13 protein-coding genes are annotated in these 16,539 nt (G+C 69.5%); 9 read left to right on the plus strand and 4 right to left on the minus strand.

Translation table 11 applies throughout. From position 1 onward, the window contains the following. Positions 1 to 30: 30 nt before the first annotated feature. Both HD596_RS14885 and wecB read right to left on the minus strand, forming a co-directional pair. Complete coding sequence (locus HD596_RS14885; protein ID WP_185069813.1) at positions 31 to 2,067, minus strand: glycosyltransferase family protein; 2,037 nt, start codon at positions 2,065 to 2,067, stop codon at positions 31 to 33. Between the two features lie 56 nt (positions 2,068 to 2,123). After that, complete coding sequence (wecB, locus tag HD596_RS14890; protein WP_185069814.1) at positions 2,124 to 3,254, minus strand: non-hydrolyzing UDP-N-acetylglucosamine 2-epimerase; 1,131 nt, start codon at positions 3,252 to 3,254, stop codon at positions 2,124 to 2,126. A gap of 176 nt (positions 3,255 to 3,430) precedes the next feature. Between wecB and HD596_RS14895 the strand changes: the two genes are divergently transcribed. The 5 genes from HD596_RS14895 (at position 3,431) to HD596_RS14915 (ending at position 9,963) form a co-directional block, all read left to right on the plus strand. Next, positions 3,431 to 4,978, plus strand: a complete 1,548-nt coding sequence (locus tag HD596_RS14895; RefSeq protein WP_313044088.1) for a glycosyltransferase family 4 protein — start codon at positions 3,431 to 3,433, stop codon at positions 4,976 to 4,978. A gap of 130 nt (positions 4,979 to 5,108) precedes the next feature. Further along, positions 5,109 to 6,362, plus strand: a complete 1,254-nt coding sequence (locus HD596_RS14900) for a nucleotide sugar dehydrogenase (RefSeq protein WP_185069816.1) — start codon at positions 5,109 to 5,111, stop codon at positions 6,360 to 6,362. 19 nt (positions 6,363 to 6,381) lie between these two features. Continuing rightward, the gene (locus tag HD596_RS14905) at positions 6,382 to 7,473 is read left to right on the plus strand and encodes a glycosyltransferase (RefSeq protein WP_185069817.1); all 1,092 of its coding nucleotides are present in this window, start codon (positions 6,382 to 6,384) and stop codon (positions 7,471 to 7,473) included. Between the two features lie 10 nt (positions 7,474 to 7,483). Next, on the plus strand, positions 7,484 to 9,271 hold the full coding sequence (locus HD596_RS14910; RefSeq protein WP_185069818.1) for a DUF4434 domain-containing protein: 1,788 nt from the start codon (positions 7,484 to 7,486) through the stop codon (positions 9,269 to 9,271). 26 nt (positions 9,272 to 9,297) lie between these two features. Continuing rightward, positions 9,298 to 9,963 (plus strand): NUDIX hydrolase, encoded by a 666-nt coding sequence (locus HD596_RS14915; protein ID WP_185069819.1) that lies wholly within the window; start codon positions 9,298 to 9,300, stop codon positions 9,961 to 9,963. On the opposite strand, the gene HD596_RS14920 is transcribed toward HD596_RS14915, so the two are convergent. After that, entirely contained in the window at positions 9,953 to 10,561 is a 609-nt protein-coding gene (locus HD596_RS14920) for a GNAT family N-acetyltransferase (RefSeq protein WP_313044091.1), read from the minus strand. The two genes, HD596_RS14915 and HD596_RS14920, sit on opposite strands and share 11 nt — an antisense overlap. Positions 10,562 to 10,718: 157 nt before the next feature. Here HD596_RS14920 and HD596_RS14925 point away from each other — a divergent pair, with 157 nt between their 5' ends. Then, positions 10,719 to 11,624 carry a glycerophosphodiester phosphodiesterase family protein gene (locus tag HD596_RS14925; RefSeq protein WP_185069820.1) on the plus strand — a complete coding sequence of 302 codons (906 nt, stop codon included), beginning with the start codon at positions 10,719 to 10,721 and terminating at the stop codon, positions 11,622 to 11,624. Here HD596_RS14925 and corA read toward each other — a convergent pair. Further along, the gene (gene corA, locus HD596_RS14930; RefSeq protein WP_185069821.1) at positions 11,621 to 12,730 is read right to left on the minus strand and encodes a magnesium/cobalt transporter CorA; all 1,110 of its coding nucleotides are present in this window, start codon (positions 12,728 to 12,730) and stop codon (positions 11,621 to 11,623) included. The two genes, HD596_RS14925 and corA, sit on opposite strands and share 4 nt — an antisense overlap. Before the next feature lie 353 nt (positions 12,731 to 13,083). On the opposite strand from corA, the gene purD reads away from it, so the two are divergent. From purD to murA, 3 genes are all read left to right on the plus strand, one after another. After that, positions 13,084 to 14,298, plus strand: a complete 1,215-nt coding sequence (gene purD / locus HD596_RS14935) for a phosphoribosylamine--glycine ligase (RefSeq protein WP_185069822.1) — start codon at positions 13,084 to 13,086, stop codon at positions 14,296 to 14,298. Continuing rightward, complete coding sequence (locus tag HD596_RS14940) at positions 14,295 to 15,131, plus strand: phosphoribosylaminoimidazolesuccinocarboxamide synthase (protein WP_185069823.1); 837 nt, start codon at positions 14,295 to 14,297, stop codon at positions 15,129 to 15,131. Before purD ends, HD596_RS14940 begins: the two co-directional genes overlap by 4 nt. 77 nt (positions 15,132 to 15,208) lie before the next feature. Next, on the plus strand, positions 15,209 to 16,474 hold the full coding sequence (gene murA, locus HD596_RS14945) for a UDP-N-acetylglucosamine 1-carboxyvinyltransferase (protein WP_185069824.1): 1,266 nt from the start codon (positions 15,209 to 15,211) through the stop codon (positions 16,472 to 16,474). Positions 16,475 to 16,539: the final 65 nt, after the last annotated feature.

A 16,539-nucleotide genomic window follows, 5' to 3' on the forward strand; every position in this document is an offset into this window, starting at 1 on the left:
CCCCAGGGGGACGCCGGCCGACGAGGTGCGTCAGATCAGGACGTGGTCGTCGGGGCGGCCGACGAAGGAGAACTGGGCGTTGCGGGTCAGCTTGATGTGGTCGGCCTGCCAGGTGTGCATCGACGCGTCCGCGCTGCGCCAGTAGACGAAGTTGAAGCGGTCCGCCGAGTAGATCTTGACGGAGTCCTCCTTCAGCCGGCGCACCAGGTGGGTGTCCTCGCCACGGGTGATGTCCGCGAAGCCGTACGAGCGGAACATGTCCGCCTTGCCGAGGAACGTACCGCCCTGGACCAGGAAGGAGTAGCGGTGCTCCAGCCCCGGCAGGCGGAGCATGGTCGTGTTGCTGCCCTCGAAGTACGCGTAGTGCGCCCCCTTGCCGACCAGCTCGGCGTCGGAGTAGTCGAACGCGCGCACCAGGTCCGACAGGTAGTGATCCCCGTACAGGTTGTCGTCGTCCATCTTGGCGATCAGGTCGCCCTCGGCGGCCGCGATGCCCAGGTTCATGCAGGCGCCGAGCGACAGGGAGGCGTCGGCGGGCAGGACGACGACGTCCGTGATGCCCGCCATGCGAGCCTTGTCGGCGACCACGACCGGGTCGATGTCCAGCCCGTGCAGCACCATGACGAGCTGGAGCGGCCGGTGGATCTGGCGGGCCACGGAGGAGATGGCGTGCTCGATCTGGGAGGCGCGGTTGGTGGGCAGCACAACCGAGATCGAGCGCGACCTGGGCTGCACCTGGTGCCCGAGGTCCTGCAGGATCTGGTCCACGCGGTGCGAGAACAGGTGCTTGTCGAAGACCTCCCGCATCGCCAGGTGCCCCATCCTGGCCCGCAGCTCGGGGCTGTTGATCAGGTGCAGGACCTGGTTGTACGACTCGACCGGCTCGCGCGCGATGGGGACGAGGTCGCCGAAGGTCTCCTCGACGGCCCGCGACCACCCCGACACGACGGGCGTGGCGCAGGCGGACAGCTCGAAGACCCGGCGGGCGCACATGGTCGGTGACTCGAGCACCGAGTTGACGTTGAGGAAGACCTTGTACATCCGGTACGCGGCCAGCATCTGGTCGTAGGGAAGCTCGCCCACGATGTGCGGCCGGTACTTCTCCGGCCAGGCGTACTTCTCGTCCACCTCGCCGTTGCGCGCGAAGATGTGCAGACCCAGCTCCCTGACCGGGTCGATGACGGTCTCCATCTGCTCGCGGCGCTCGGGGTGCTTGTCGCGGAAGTACATCCCGGCGAAGACCACGTCGTGCAGGCGCCCCTGCCGCTGCTGGATCGGGTTGTGGACGCGGGGCTGGGCGGCGAACTGCAGCACATCAACCCGATCGTGTCCCAAAATTTCCCGATATTTCGGCACCATGTCGCCGTCGCAGGTGAACACGTAGTCGAACAGCTTGGCCGTGTCGATGAAGAAGTCGAAGTTCGGCGGGTCCTCCTTGTTCCAGAAGACCGTCGGGATGCCCTCCCGCCTGCACCAGGCCACCAGCTCGCGCAGCGGCTCCTTGGGCGCGTTGGTGCCGGTCATCTGGTAGCGCCAGCGGCCCTGGTTCCCGTGCCAGGCCGACTCGCAGAACAGCAGGTCGGGCCGCTTCTCGGCGAAGATCTCCGGCCAGTCCTTGAGCCCGAACTCGATCTGGTCCCACTCGTACTTGAACGCCATCCGGGAGAAGTCGTCCAGGATCACCGCGACCTTCAGGTCCGGCCTGTTGACCGGCCCCTTCGGCCATTTCACCGCCGGCACCTCGACCAGCGGCGGCCGGTGGTTGGCGAGCTCGGTCGCCTCGGAGACCGGGATGGGCGGCTTCGGCGCCTTCTCCTTCGACCGGACCGCCTCGACGATCTTCCCCGGGCTCTTCGAGCCCAGGGCCTCGCCCAGCTTGTACGTCCGCTTCGCCTGCGTGGCCTCCAGCTTCCAGCTCGCGTACGCGGCCTTGGCCTCGGCGATCTCCAGCCGCCGCCGCAGCTCCCTGACCTCGGCCTCGAATCGCTCGATGAGCTTGCGCTCCTCGGGCAGCCAGTTGACGGGCCCGAGCCGCTGGTACGTGGGCTCTTCGGGGGTTTCGGCCATGGTGATACGCCTATCGCTTAGCGGAGGTACGTGTCATGTTAAGGGGGATAAGGCCGCTATTCGGGGCGTTTGGCCTGAGAGGCGGGGGCGAGGTTGTCACCCTTCAGCCAGGCGGAGATCACCCGCGCGATCCGCATCCCGGCCTGGCCGTCCCAGAGCACCGGCAGCTCGCCCGCCGGCGTGGCGGCGCCGTCGGCCAGCGCCTTCTCCGCGGCGGCCGGCAGGAGGGCCGGCGTGACCAGGCGGTTCGTGCCGTGCGTGATCGTGATCGGCCGCTCGGTGTTGGGCCGCAGGGTCAGGCAGGGGACGCCCAGCACGGTCGTCTCCTCCTGGACGCCGCCGGAGTCCGTGACCACCAGCGCGGCACCGCGTACGAGTGAGAGAAAGTCCACATAGCCCAGCGGATCGACGACCTTGATCGACTCCCCGTCGACCAGGCCCGCCTCGGCCAGGCGCGCCTTGCCGCGCGGGTGGACCGGCACCACGATCGGGATCTGGCGCGAGACCTCCAGCACCGCGTCCACGAGCTCCTTGGCGGCCTCGGGGGTGTCCACGTTCGCGGGCCGGTGCAGGGTCGCCACGGCATAACGAGCCGGTATGGCCAGCCGCTCCACGACGGGCGCCGGGTCCAGCGAGGGCAGCGCCGCGTACAGGCTGTCGATCATGGGGTTGCCCACCAGGTGCACCTTGGACGCGGGCACGCCCTCGTTCGCCAGGTAGGCCAGGGCCTCGGGGGAGGTGGCGAAGAGCACATCGGCCAGCGCGTCGGTGACGACCCGGTTGACCTCCTCCGGCATGCCCCGGTCGAACGAGCGCAGCCCCGCCTCCACGTGCGCGGTCCTGACGCCCAGCTTGGCGCAGACGAGGATCGCGGCCAGCGTCGAGTTCACGTCGCCGTAGACGACGACCAGGTCCGGCTCCTGCTCCTGGACGACCTCCTCCAGGCCGACGAGCAGGGCCGCGGTCTGCTTGGCGTGGCTGCCCGAGCCGACCCCCAGGTTCGCGACGGGCTCGGGGAGGCCGAGGTCGGCGAAGAAGACGTCGGACATCAGCGCGTCGTAGTGCTGACCAGTGTGGATGATGCCCTGCCGCACGCCGAGTTCACCGAGTGCCCGGACCACCGGGGCCGCTTTCACGAAATTGGGACGAGCGCCCAATACGTGCAGGACCAGGGGGTTCTCCCTCATTGACCTCGCCTTTCATAGCGGAAGGGGAAAAACGTTGCCTATGGTACGGTCACCGCGTGGCATCCGACGCCAGTCGTCAAGACTCCTCCAAGGTTTCCGCGAAGTCCGCCCGAGCCGGCGTCGGTGGACTTCTCAAAGGTTTCGTCCAGCACCCGATCATCGTTTCCCGCGTCGTCGTGACGAAGGTCAAATCCGACCCCGTCCGGGTGGCCCAGGCCGCCGCCGACGCGCTCCCGCCCCGGCTGCGTCCTGTCGTGGGCAGCGTCGCGTGGCCCGCCGCGCGCCGCGCCCGGCGCATCGTGCGCAAGTTCGGCATGCGCGTGGTCAAGGGGCCGTGGAACGAGGCCAAGGCGCTGTGGGACGCCGGCAGGGTGACCGAGGCCGCCGAGGTGCTCGAAGCCCACACCAAGTACCCGTTCGTCAAGCGCAGGGCCGCCTACTACCGGGGCGAGCTGGCCGCGATCAGCCCTGACCCGATCCCGCCCGCGCCGAAGGTGGCCGTCACCGACCGCGTGGAGGGCCGGGTGCTGCACCTGGTCACGAACGCGCTGCCGTACACGCAGGCCGGCTACACCGTCCGCACCCACCGCATCGTCACCTCGCAGCAGGCCGCCGGGCTCGACCCGCACGTGGTCACGAGCTGGGGCTGGCCGATGCTGCAGGGGCACGCGGACGCGGCGCCGTTCGAGGAGCTCGACGGCATCCCCTACTACCGGCTGCTGCCCGACGGGCACGGCGAGATGCCGTTCGAGACGCGCGGGCGCATCATCAAGGGCGCCGCCGCGGTCACCAAGCTCGTCACCGAGCTCAAGCCGCAGATCCTGCACGCCGCCACCGACCACCGCAACGGCTCCATCGCGCACGCCGTGCGCGACAGGACGGGCACGCCGTTCGTCTACGAGGTACGCGGCTTCCTGGAGGAGACCTGGGCCTCGCGCGACCCGATCCGCGTGGGCAGCGAGCGGCACGTGCTCCAGCGCGAGCGCGAGGCGTTCCTCATGCGCGAGGCCGACGCCGTGGTCACGCTCGCCGAGACCATGGCCACGGAGATCGTCGAGCGCGGCGTGCCGCGGGAGAAGATCCACCTGGCGCCCAACGCGGTGGACGACTCGCTGCTGACCGCCCACTACGACGGCGCCTCGTTCAGGAACGCGTACGGCATCGCCCCCGATGAGATCGTCGTCGGCTCGGTGTCCAGCATCGTGGCCTACGAGGGCTTCGCCACCCTGCTGCGGGCCGCCGCGCTGCTGCGTGACGGCGGCACCCCCGTACGGGTGCTCATCGTGGGCGACGGCACCGAGCGCGAGAACCTCCTGGAGCTGGTCGAGGAGCTGGGTCTCAGCGACGCGATCCTGCCGGGCCGGGTCGGTCCCGACGAGGCGTTGCAGGCGCAGGACGCCATCGACATCTTCGCCTGCCCGCGAGAGGACCTGCGGGTATGCCGACTTGTTACGCCATTGAAACCCGTGGAGGCGATGGCGCTCGGAAAGCCCGTCGTACTCAGCGATCTGCCCGCTCTGTCCGAGCTCGTGGGCTCCGACGGCGCCGGGCTGCTCGTCCCCCCGGGCGACCCGGCCGAGCTCGCCAAGGCCATCGCGGGGCTCCGGGAGGATCCGGCCCGGCGCGCCGAGATGGGCGAGGCCGGACGGGCGGAAGTGGCGGCCAAGCGGACTTGGAGCCGCGTTGCCGAGACTTATCAAGCCCTATACCGTTCGCTTGCCTAATGTTGACCTTCATGTTGGCTGTCACTTCTGACGTGTTCGGTCGCATTAGGCGTGAGCTAGGTGGACTTGAGATAACCTTTGCGACCATGAAGTGTTGTTTCCGGCTCTCTAAGGCGCTGCTGTGACAGAAATGGACTTGGCTGTCATCGGCCTGGGCTATGTCGGCATGCCGCTGGCCAAGGAGGCGGTCGCCGCCGGCCTGCGGGTCGTCGGCCTCGACGTCGACCCCGCCAAGGTCGACGCGCTCAACGCCGGGCGGTCGTACATCGATGACCTCGCCGACGCCGACCTCGAGCACATGCTGGCCAACGGGTTCAGCGCCACGCTCGACGAGACCGTGCTGGCCAGAAGCAACACGATCGTGATCTGCGTGCCCACCCCGCTGGACGAGGACCACCGGCCGGACCTGTCCGCCGTGGAGGGCGCCACCAAGGCCGTCGCCCGCAACCTGAGCAAGGGCACGCTCGTCGTGCTCGAGTCCACCACCTGGCCGGGCACCACCGACGAGGTGGCCAGGCCGCTGCTGGAGAGCTCGGGGCTCGTCGCGGGCAAGGACTTCCACCTCGCCTTCTCGCCCGAGCGCATCGACCCCGGCAACCCCAAGTTCGGCCTGCGGAACACCCCCAAGGTCGTGGGCGGCTACACGCCGACCTGCCGCGACCGCGCGACGGCGTTCTACGGGCAGTTCATCGAGCAGGTGGTGCCGGTCAGCGGCACCCGCGAGGCCGAGATGGCCAAGCTGCTGGAGAACACCTACCGGCACGTCAACATCGCCCTCGTCAACGAGATGGCGATCTTCTGCGACGAGCTCGGCATCAACCTGTGGGAGTCGATCGAGGCCGCGGCGACCAAGCCGTTCGGCTTCCAGAAGTTCCTGCCCGGTCCGGGCGTCGGCGGGCACTGCATCCCGGTCGACCCGTCGTACCTGTCGTACACCGTGCGCAAGCTCGGCTACCCGTTCAGGTTCGTGGAGCTGGCGCAGGAGATCAACGAGCGGATGCCGTCGTACGTGGTGGCCCGCGTCCAGCGACTGCTGAACCGGCATAAGAAGGCCGTGAACGGCGCCAGGGTCGTTATGCTCGGCGTCACCTACAAACCGGACATCGCCGACGAACGCGAAACTCCGGCCCTCCCGGTGGCGCGTGCGCTGCTGGAGCTGGGCGCCGAGCTCTCGTTCGCGGACCCCTACGTCAAGGAGTGGGCGGTAGACGGCACCCCGGTGCCGCGTGAGGAGGATCTGGCCAAGGCCGTGATCGACGCGGACGTGACGCTGCTGCTGCAGCAGCACGCCGCGTTCGACCTCGACATGGTCGAGGACAAGGCCCGGCTCGTGCTCGACACCCGCGGTGTGCTCACCGAGGGTGAACGCGTCGAGCGGCTGTAGCGACGGAGGGCTGCGCGCAGTGCACGTGCTCGTCATGACGGTGGTGCATAACCCCGAGGATGCTCGAATTCTGCACAGGCAGATTCGTGCCCTTGTGGATGCCGGTCATGAGGTCACGTACGCCGCCTCGTTCACCGCTCACGGAGTCGTCCCGCGACCCTGGGTGACCGGCGTCGACCTCCCCCGCGCCGCGCAGCGCAAGCGGATGGCGGCCGTGTGGGCCGCCCGGCGGCTGTTCAAGCGCATGCGCGACAAGGTCGATCTCGTCCTCATCCACGACCCCGAGCTGCTGTTCGCCGTCTGGGGGGTACGCAACCGGCCGCCCGTGGTGTGGGACGTGCACGAGGACACCCCCGCCACGCTCTCGCTCAAGCCGTGGCTGCCGGCCCCGCTGCGGCCTCCCGTGCGGTTCTTCGCCCGCATGCTGGAAGGCACCGCCGAGCGTCACATGCACCTGCTGCTGGCCGAGACGGCGTACGCGGGCAGGTTCAAGCACGCCCATCTGATCGTCCCGAACGAGACCTGGGTGCCCGACTCCGTGACGCCTCCCGGCGACGACCGGGTGGTCTACCTCGGCTGGCTGTCCAGGGCCAGGGGCGTGTTCGAGGCCGTCGAGGTGGCGAAGCTGCTGCAGCCGTACCGGGTGGCCGTGGAGCTGATCGGGTACGCCGACCCGCAGAGCCGTCCGATGCTCAACCAGGCCGTCACCGAGGGCCTGCTGGAGTGGCGCGACTTCATGCCCAACGACGAGGCGCTCAAGCGGCTCGACGGGGCGCTGGCCGGGCTGTCGCTGCTGCACGACGAGCCGAACTACCGCCACTCGATGCCCACGAAGATCGTGGAGTACATGGCGCACGGCATCCCCGTCATCACGACCCCGTCGCCGCGCGCCGTCGAGCTGGTGGAGCGCTATGACAGCGGCGTCGTGGTGCCCTGGGAGGACCCCAAGGCGGTGGCGCAGGCCGTCCTGACGCTGCGGGACGACGTACGGGAGCGGCGGGCGCAGGGCGCGCGCGGCTACGCGGCGGCCCGGGCCAACCACCACTGGCCGAACTCGGCCAAGCGCTTCGTGACCCAGCTGGAGTCCTGGGCCGGGGTCAAGCGGGGGTAGGTTCCTGACCGTGCGCTGGCTCTTACTCGTTGTGGGCGCAGCGATCCTGGCAGTGGTCGCCGCCGTGGTCATCGTCATGCCGCCGTCCGACGAGCCGGCGCCCACGGCCGCGTCCTCGACGCCCAAGCCGTCGCCGAGCGATCCCACGCCGAAGGTGCCCGAGTTCACCGACAACTGTGGAACGTTCGAGACCAGAGAACGGGCCCCGTACGCCGTCACCGGCTACTGGATCACCCCCAAGTCCAACCCCTGCACCTGGCGCAGCCAGCTGGAGGAGATCCACAGCGTGGGCGGCGACACGATCATCAGGATCGGGTACGGCCTGCAGTTCCGCACCGTCTCCGACTCCGGCGAGATCCTGACGAGGGACGGGGAGCTCGACTCGCTCTACAAGGCGTGCGAGGAGGACGGGCTCGCCTGCCACGACGCGGCCGAGCGGGACCTGCGCGAGGCCAACCCCGGCAACCGGGTCGGCCGCACCTACGTCTACCGCACGGACGAGTCGTTCGGCACCAACCTGTTCCGCTGCCCGCAGATGGAGCACCCCATCAAGGCGGGCAAGCGGATCTACTACCGGCTCCTCACCCAGCCGGACGGCTCGGACGACGCCACGTGCGACTTCTCCAGCAAGGCCACCTCGTACGACCTGATCCTGGTGGCCGGGTCGGAGGAGGACAGCCTGGCCAAGCTCCTCGACCTGGGCGACCAGTTCGGCATGCGGATCTTCCCGGCGCTGCCGCTGGCGCCGCGCGACCCCCAGACGCCCACCAGGGCGTACAAGAAGCATCTCGGCACGCTGACCACGCTGACGCGGCGCATCCTGCAGGACTACGGTGTGCGGTTCGCCGGCCGCGACTCGCTCGGCGGCGTCTACCAGCCGTTCGAGGTGCAGATGGCCGACACCCTGGCCACGAACCCGACGCTGGAGGTGTACGCCGACCAGCACACGATCGTCGAGCAGGAGCTCGGCAAGCCCATCCTGATCAGCCCCTACATGGACGCGCGCAAGAGGGTGCCCTTCGGGCAGACGCCCAAGCAGGTGGCTGAGGCGTTCAAGGCGCTGGCCAAGACCGGGGTCGGCATCATCGCGCCCCAGGACAGCCGGGGGACCGGCAAGGTGGGGCTGTTCTGGCCGGACCAGCGTGACGACGAGGTGGACGAGCGGCTGCGTCCGGTGGTGGGGGAGTCGACGTACGGGACGGCTTACCACGGATCCACGCGGGACTACTACCGGGAGATGGCGGCGGCCCGCGCGGAGATGGTCGCGGCCGGCTTCCAGGTGGACCTGTGGGCGAACGTCGAGGCGTTCGAGCCCTCCGGCAAGGAGCCGTGCGCCCCGCAGGGCACTCGCGGCAAGACGGACAAGAAGCGTCTGGACCAGGCCGTGACCATGGCGGGCCGGTACGTGCAGAAGGTCGTCTCCTACATGTGGAGCGACTTCATGACGTGCGGCACGCCGTCGCTCGAGAAGGAGATCATCGCCGACTGGCGGCGGCCGATCGCGGTGGACGCGATCAGGAAGGGCCGCGACATCCAGGACGGGGTGGAGGTACGCGGCTACAACTTCAAGGACAGCACCGTCACGATCACCTGGTCCGGGGGGACGAAGGACCTGTCGGTGCCGGCCGTCGGCTGGCTGGACGAGGCCCGGCAGGAAGGGCTGGCCGAAGGCATGGTCACGGCGTGGGTGCCGTTCGACTGGACGCAGGTGCCGGCCGGGGACTGGGTGCGCATCACCGTCAAGGGTCCGTCGGGCCAGGCCACGACGGAGCCCCTGCACGTTCGGATTGTCACCTAACTACTGACAGCGTGTAGCGTGCCTGCATGGTCCCGAGCATCCCGGTCAGCGTCGACCTGGTCGTGCTCACCGTGCGAAACCACGCCCTGAGCGCTCTGGTCTGGCGCCGCGACAACCCCCCGTTCCTGCGCCGGTGGTCCCTGTCCGGCGGCTTCATCCAGCTCGACGAGGACCTCCCGGCCGCCGCCCACCGCATCCTCGCCGAACGCGCCGGCCTGCCGGGCGCGCCGGTCCACCTGGAGCAGCTCCAGACGTACGGCTACCCCGACCGCGACCCCCGCCAGCGCGTCCTGAGCGTCGCCTACCTGGGCCTGGCCCCCGACCTGCCGGCCTCGGAGAAGGCCCACATGAGCTGGCAGCCGGTCGACTCGCTGACGGTCATGGCCTTCGACCACCGCCGCATCATGCAGGACGGGATCGAGCGGGCGCGGGCCAAGCTGGAGTACACGCCGCTGGGTGCGGCCTTCTGCCCGCCGGAGTTCACGGTGGCGGACCTGCGCCGCGTGTACGAGATCGTCTGGGGCCGGTCCCTGGACCCGCGCAACTTCCACCGGAAGGTCACCAAGGCCGAGGGCTTCCTGGTGGAGACGGGCGCCACCACGACCAGGGACGGGGGCCGCCCGGCCAAGCTCTACCGCCGCGGCCCCGCCGAGCTCCTCCATCCGCCGATGCTGCGCAGCCTCAAGGAGTAGGGCTCCTCAGCACGGCCGCGGTCATGGGGGTGTGCAGGGTCCAGCCGAGGGTTTCGTAGAGGGCCTGGCCTTCCGCCGTGGCCACCAGGACGCCCGTGCGTGCCCCCCGCGAGGCCGCCGTGCTGGCCAGCGTACGCATGATCACGGTGCCGAGCCCGCGGCGGCGGTGGTTGCCCGCCGTCTCCACCTGGTCCACCACGGCCGTGCGGCCCGCCAGGGCGAACTGGCCCCTGGCGGCGACCTCCCCCGCGGCCGTCAGCAGGCGGGCCGCCGTGACCCCGGCGCGGGTCGTGACGGCCAGCGTGTAGCCGGGGGGAGCCCGGAAGGCACTGCGGGTCAGGGGCGCCGTCATCATGAACTCCGGGTCCTGGACCGCCCACCGCTCCGGCAGGAAGGGGCTGACGTCCGGGGCGGAGGCGCACAGCTTGAGCCAGGTCCCGGGCGTCGTGAGGGTGTCGGTCAGGTGGTGGAGGGTCTCCGGCGTCGGAGCGGCGACGATGTGGCGGGACACGTGGCCGGGCAGGCCCACGTCCACCCGCAGGCCCCATGGCACCGGTACGGGTCGGGGGGCGTTGCGGGAGATCACCCAGCCGTCCACCCAAGCCCGAACTGTTGCGGTATGGGCAGTTTTGAGAACCTCCGTCATGATGTCCAGCTTATGGTCTGGCCTCCAGTACTGACCGGGGCGTAGCAGGATAAAAAGGACACGGCGTGGCACCGCCGAGTCGTGACCCGGGCCAGGTAGGGTCCCCGGTGTGCGCGTTGAGATACATGGTCACAGGGGAGCTCGTGGCCTCTGGCCGGAGAACACCCTGCCGGGGATGAGCCGCACGATGGAGCTCGGCGTTCACGCGCTCGAGCTCGACGTCGCCCTCACCGCCGATCGGCGGCTCGTGCTCACGCACGACCTCACGGTCTCCGCCGTCACCAGTGCCGACCGGCGGCCGCTCAGGGCCGACGATCCGCTCTACCCCTATGTCGGCAAGCCGATCAACGCCCTCACGCTGGCGCAGCTGCGCACGCTCGACGTGGGCGTGCGGCTGCCGCGCCACCCCGACGACCCGTTCGCGCTGACGCAGGTCGCCATGCCCGAGACCAGGATGCCGACGCTCGGCGCGGTGCTGGGGCTGGTGAACGCCTACGAGGCGGAGAGTGTACGGCTGCACGTCGAGCTGAAGTCCGACCCCACCAGGCCGCATCTGACGGCCGACCCCGAGCTGTTCACCGAGCTGGTCGTCGAGGAGCTCGACCGGCACGGCAGGCTGGACAACGCGGCCGTGCTCAGCTTCGACTGGCGCATCATCACCCATGCCGCCGGGCTCGCCCCGGGCACGCGGCGGTTCGCGCTGATCGAGCTGGACACCCTCCACTGGCACGAGGACCTGGGTGACGACATCCCCGCCGCCGCCCGCGACGCCGGGGCGACCACGCTCTCGCCCGAGCACGCCATGGTGGACGAGGCGCTGATGGCCCAGGCCCGGGCCGCCGGCCTCGACGTGGCGGTCTGGACCGTCAACGAGGCCGGCCTGGCGGCGCGAATGCTGGACCTGGGGGTGGCCGGGATCGTCACCGACTATCCCGATCGGATGCGGGAGCTCTGGCGGGAGCGGGGGATGGAGCTGCCCGAGCCCGTGGGCCCGCTCAAGCCGGTGGGGGTCTAGAGCCAGCCGTTCCTGCGGAAGCCCCGGTGCAGGAACACGCAGGCGGTGACCATGACGGCCAGCACCGCGGGGTAGCCCCAGACCGAGTGGAGCTCCGGCATGAAGTCGAAGTTCATGCCGTAGATCCCGGCGATCATGGTGGGCACGGCCAGGATGGCCACCCAGGACGAGATCTTGCGCATGTCCTCGTTGGCCAGGGCGTTCGAGCGGGCCAGGGCGGCCTGCAGGATCGAGCTGCACAGCTCGTTGGAGGACTCCACCTGCTCGCAGACCCGGGAGAGGTGGTCGCCGACGTCGCGGAAGTATTCGCGCATGTCCGAGGGGATGACGCGACGCTGCGGCAGCGCGGCCATGGGGGACTGCAGCGGGGTGATGGCCCGCTTCATGTCCAGCATCTCCCGCTTGAGCTGGTAGATCCGGTTGATGTCGCGGGAGCTGACGTCGGCGAACACCGTCGCCTCGACCTCTTCCAGCTCCAGCTGCATGAGGTCGGCGACCTGGAGGTACTGGTCGACGACGTGGTCGGAGATGGCGTGCAGGACGCCGGCGGGGCCGCGGTTCATCAGCTTGGGCTTGTCCTCGAGGCGCTCGCGGACCACGGTGAGCGGGCAGTGGTCGCCGTGCCGCACCGTCACCACGAAGTCCGGGCCGAGGAACACCATGATCTCGCCGGTGGCGATGATCTCGCTGGTGGCGGTCAGCTCGTCGTGGTCGAGGTAGGCGATGGTCTTGAGCACCATGAACAGCGACTCGCCGTACCGCTCGACCTTGGGGCGCTGGTGGGCCTTGACGGCGTCCTCGACGGCCAGCGGGTGCAGGCCGAACACCTCGGACAGCCACTCGACCTCGGGGGCCTCGGGCTCGTGGAGTCCCACCCAGACGAACGCGTTGGCGCCGTCGGACTCCTTGTTGCGCTCGCGGACGAGGCTGAGCGCGTCGTCGATGCCGGTGGTGGCGACCTTCTTGCCCTGGACGTAGGCGCCGTACTCGACGATGGAGGCGACCGGGGGCACGCACATGTCACGCACCGGCTCGGCGAGCTGGAGCGCGGTGCGCGTCTGAAGAGGGTGACGGTTGATGCGACGGAAAAGCGTGGACGAGCGCATGGCAGTCCCTTTCCGCCCGACCTGGCACGCTCCACGCGCGATGAAACTTCACCTCACAGAATGCGCGGAGGCACGATCAGGCTGCCGGATTGGAGTGGTCGGGGGTATACGGGGTGTACGTGAGCGAGCACGTACTGCTGGGATCACCAGGATTCATCCCGGACCACCTCCAATCGCATGGGGACGCCGCGAAGCCGCCCTAACTTACCACAGTCGGGTGAACTTCTTTGACGATACTCGCCAGGACAGTCTCGGCTCAGGTAGAAGTCCACAAAGTTATGGCCCTATTCCGGCGATTGGTGTGGCCCGGGCCCCAGCCTGTGCCAGGCTGCGGGCCTGCGACAATGGACCTCGTGCGCGTTCTAGTCATTGGTTCCGGAGGGCGTGAGCACGCCCTGTGCCGTTCCCTCAGCCTCGATCCCCAGGTCAGCGAGCTCCACTGCGCCCCGGGCAACCCGGGCATCGAGGAGGTGGCGACCCTTCATCCCGTCGATCCGCTCGACCCCGGGCAGGTGGCCGAGCTGGCCGTGCGGCTGCGGGTCGATCTCGTGGTCGTGGGGCCGGAGGCGCCGCTCGTCGCGGGGGTGTCCGACGCCGTGCGCGACGCGGGCATCGCGTGCTTCGGGCCGTCGAAGGACGCCGCCATGATCGAGGGCTCCAAGACGTTCGCCAAGGAGGTCATGAAGGCGGCCGACGTGCCGACCGCGCGGGCCAGGACGTGCGTCACCGAGGAGGAGGCGGCCGCCGCGCTCGACGAGTTCGGGGCGCCGTACGTGGTCAAGGACGACGGGCTGGCCGCAGGCAAGGGCGTGGTCGTCACCGACGACAGGGACAAGGCCCTGGCGCACGCGCGGGCGTGCGAGCGCGTGGTGATCGAGGAGTTCCTCGACGGGCCGGAGGTGTCGCTGTTCGCGCTGTGCGACGGCAGCACGGCGGTGCCGCTGCAGCTCGCGCAGGACTTCAAGCGGGCCTACGACGGCGACGAGGGCCCCAACACCGGCGGCATGGGCGCCTACACACCGCTGCCGTGGGCGCCCGAAGGGCTGACCGAGCAGGTCATGCGGGAGGTCGTGCACCCGACGATCGGCGAGCTGACCCGGCGCGGGCTGCCCTACCAGGGCGTGCTCTACGTGGGGCTGGCGCTGACCTCCAAGGGGCCGAAGGTCGTGGAGTTCAACGCGCGCTTCGGCGACCCGGAGACGGAGGTGCTGCTCGACCGGCTGGAGACGCCGCTGGGCGGGCTGCTGATGGCGTGCGCGACGGGCGAGCTGGGGCTCGACCCGGTGTTCAAGGACGGCTCGGCCGTGACCGTGGTGATCGCCTCCGAGGGCTACCCCGAGGCGCCGGTCAAGGGCGACGTGATCAAGGGGCTGCAGGAGACCGGCGACGCGTACGTGCTGCACGCCGGGACCAGGAGGCAGGGCGACGACGTGGTCTCCGCCGGCGGGCGGGTGCTCGCCGTGGTCGGCCACGGGCCCGACCAGGACAGCGCGCGCCAGGCGGCCTATGACCTCGTCGGCCGGATCGAGCTGCGGGGCTCCCACCACAGGACGGACATCGCCCGATGAAGCACGTGCACTCCGGCAAGGTACGCGACCTCTACCGGACCGACGACGACAAGCTGCTGATGGTCGCCTCCGACCGGATCTCGGTCTTCGACTACGTGCTGGAGACCAGGATCCCCGACAAGGGGGCCATCCTCACGCAGATGTCGTTGTGGTGGTTCGACCAGCTCAAGGACGTCGTGCCCAACCACATCCTGGGCAAGGGCGACGACTCCCGCAGCGTGCTGTGCAAGCCGCTGACGATGGTGCAGGTCGAGTGCGTGGCGCGGGGCTACCTCACCGGCGGCGGGCTGAACGAGTACCGCGCCGGCGGCACGGTCTCCGGCGTCCGCCTCCCGGAAGGGCTCGAGGACGGTTCCCGGCTGCCCGAGCCGATCTTCACGCCGTCCACCAAGGCGCCCATGGGGCAGCACGACGAGCCGATCTCGTACGAGCAGGTCGTCCAGGAGGTGGGCAAGGAGACCGCCGAGGAGCTGCGGCGGATCACCCTGGCCGTCTACACGCGCGGCGCGGAGATCGCCCGCGAGCGCGGGATCATCGTGGCCGACACCAAGATCGAGCTCGGCTGGGACGCCGAGGGGGTGCTGACCCTGGGCGACGAGGTGCTGACCCCTGACTCCTCGCGCTTCTGGCCGGCCGACGAGTGGCAGCCGGGCCGCGCGCAGCGCTCTTTCGACAAGCAGTTTGTACGTGATTGGCTGCTATCGCCCGAATCCGGATGGGACAAATCCTCCGGAACTCCCCCGCCTGCGCTTCCCGACCACATCGTGGAGCGCACGCGGCAGCGATACCTAGAAGCATATGAGCGCATCACGGGGGCTTCCTTTAGCGGATGATTCGGCTGGGCCAGTTGGTGTTACCCACTACTGTTGGCCCGATCGAGCCTCACCGTTGATTTCAAGGAGCCGCACGAATGGTCCGTTACCGCGTGCGCGGTGGCAACGCACTGCGTGGAACCGCGTTCATCCAGGGCGCGAAGAATGCCGTGCTCCCCATGATCGGTGCGGCTCTGCTCGCCGCCAAGGGCCGCACCGTTCTGCGCAACGTGCCGATCATCGAGGACGTCCGCCGCGCGGTCGAGCTGGCCGAGTCGGTCGGCGCGTACGTCGAGCTGCACGAGTCCGAGCGCACGCTGGTCATCGACGCCTCCAGGCTGACCAGCGCCGTTCTGCCGGCAGAGATCGCCAGGCGCTTCCGCGGCTCCGTCCTGTTCACCCCCGCCCTGCTCCACCGGCTGGGCGAGGCGATCATCGAGGGGATCGGCGGCTGCAATCTCGGCAGCCGCAACCTCGACTTCCACTACCTCGGCTACAAGCGGCTGGGCGCGCTCGTGGACGAGGGCGAGACCGTCATCCACGTCAAGGCGTCCGGCCTGACCGGCGCGACCCTCTACCTCGACACCCCGTCCCACACCGGCACCGAGAACCTCATCATGGCCGCCGCCCTGGCCAAGGGCACCACCGTGATCGAGAACGCGGCCCTGGAGCCCGAGGTGCTCGACGTCATCGACATGCTGACCAAGATGGGCGCGCGGATCAGCGGCGGCGGCACCGGGTTCATCACCGTGGAGGGCGTGGAGGAGCTGCACGCCGTCGAGCACACGGTGATGCCCGACCGGCTCGACGCGGGCGTGTTCGCGATGGCCGCGGCGATCACCGGGGGCGAGCTGAGCCTGGTGGGCACGGGCCTCGACCTGGGCGTCGTCCGCTACAAGCTGGAGCAGATGGGCGTCGAGTTCGCCCGGCAGGGCGCCGTCCTGCACGTGCGGTGCGAGGGCCCGCTGCGCCCGATCAACATCATCACCGACACCTACCCCGGCTTCGCCACCGACCTGCAGTCGCCGATGATGACCGTCGCGGCGCTCGCCGACGGCACCAGCTACATCCACGAGCGCATCTTCGACGGCAGGTTCGCCCTGGCCGGAGAGCTGAACAAGATGGGCGCGAACGTCGAGGTCGACGGCAGCCGGGCCATCGTGCGCGGCCGCACGCCGCTGGTCGGCGCCCGGGTGACGGCCCACGATCTTCGCTCCGGCATCGCCCTGGTGCTCGCCGGCCTCGCGGCCGAGGGGGAGACCCAGATCGACTCCGGATACCTCATCGATCGCGGCCACGCGCATCTCGCCGCCCGAATGCGCGCTCTCGGTGCGGACATTACACGAGAGATTTCAGAGCGCTAAAAAACGCCAGAAAAACCTCGTTGAGCTGCTAGGACATCTAGTCGGGCGGTCAACCTGAACGACTT

The organism is Nonomuraea jabiensis (genome assembly GCF_014204795.1).
Taxonomy (GTDB): domain Bacteria; phylum Actinomycetota; class Actinomycetes; order Streptosporangiales; family Streptosporangiaceae; genus Nonomuraea; species Nonomuraea jabiensis.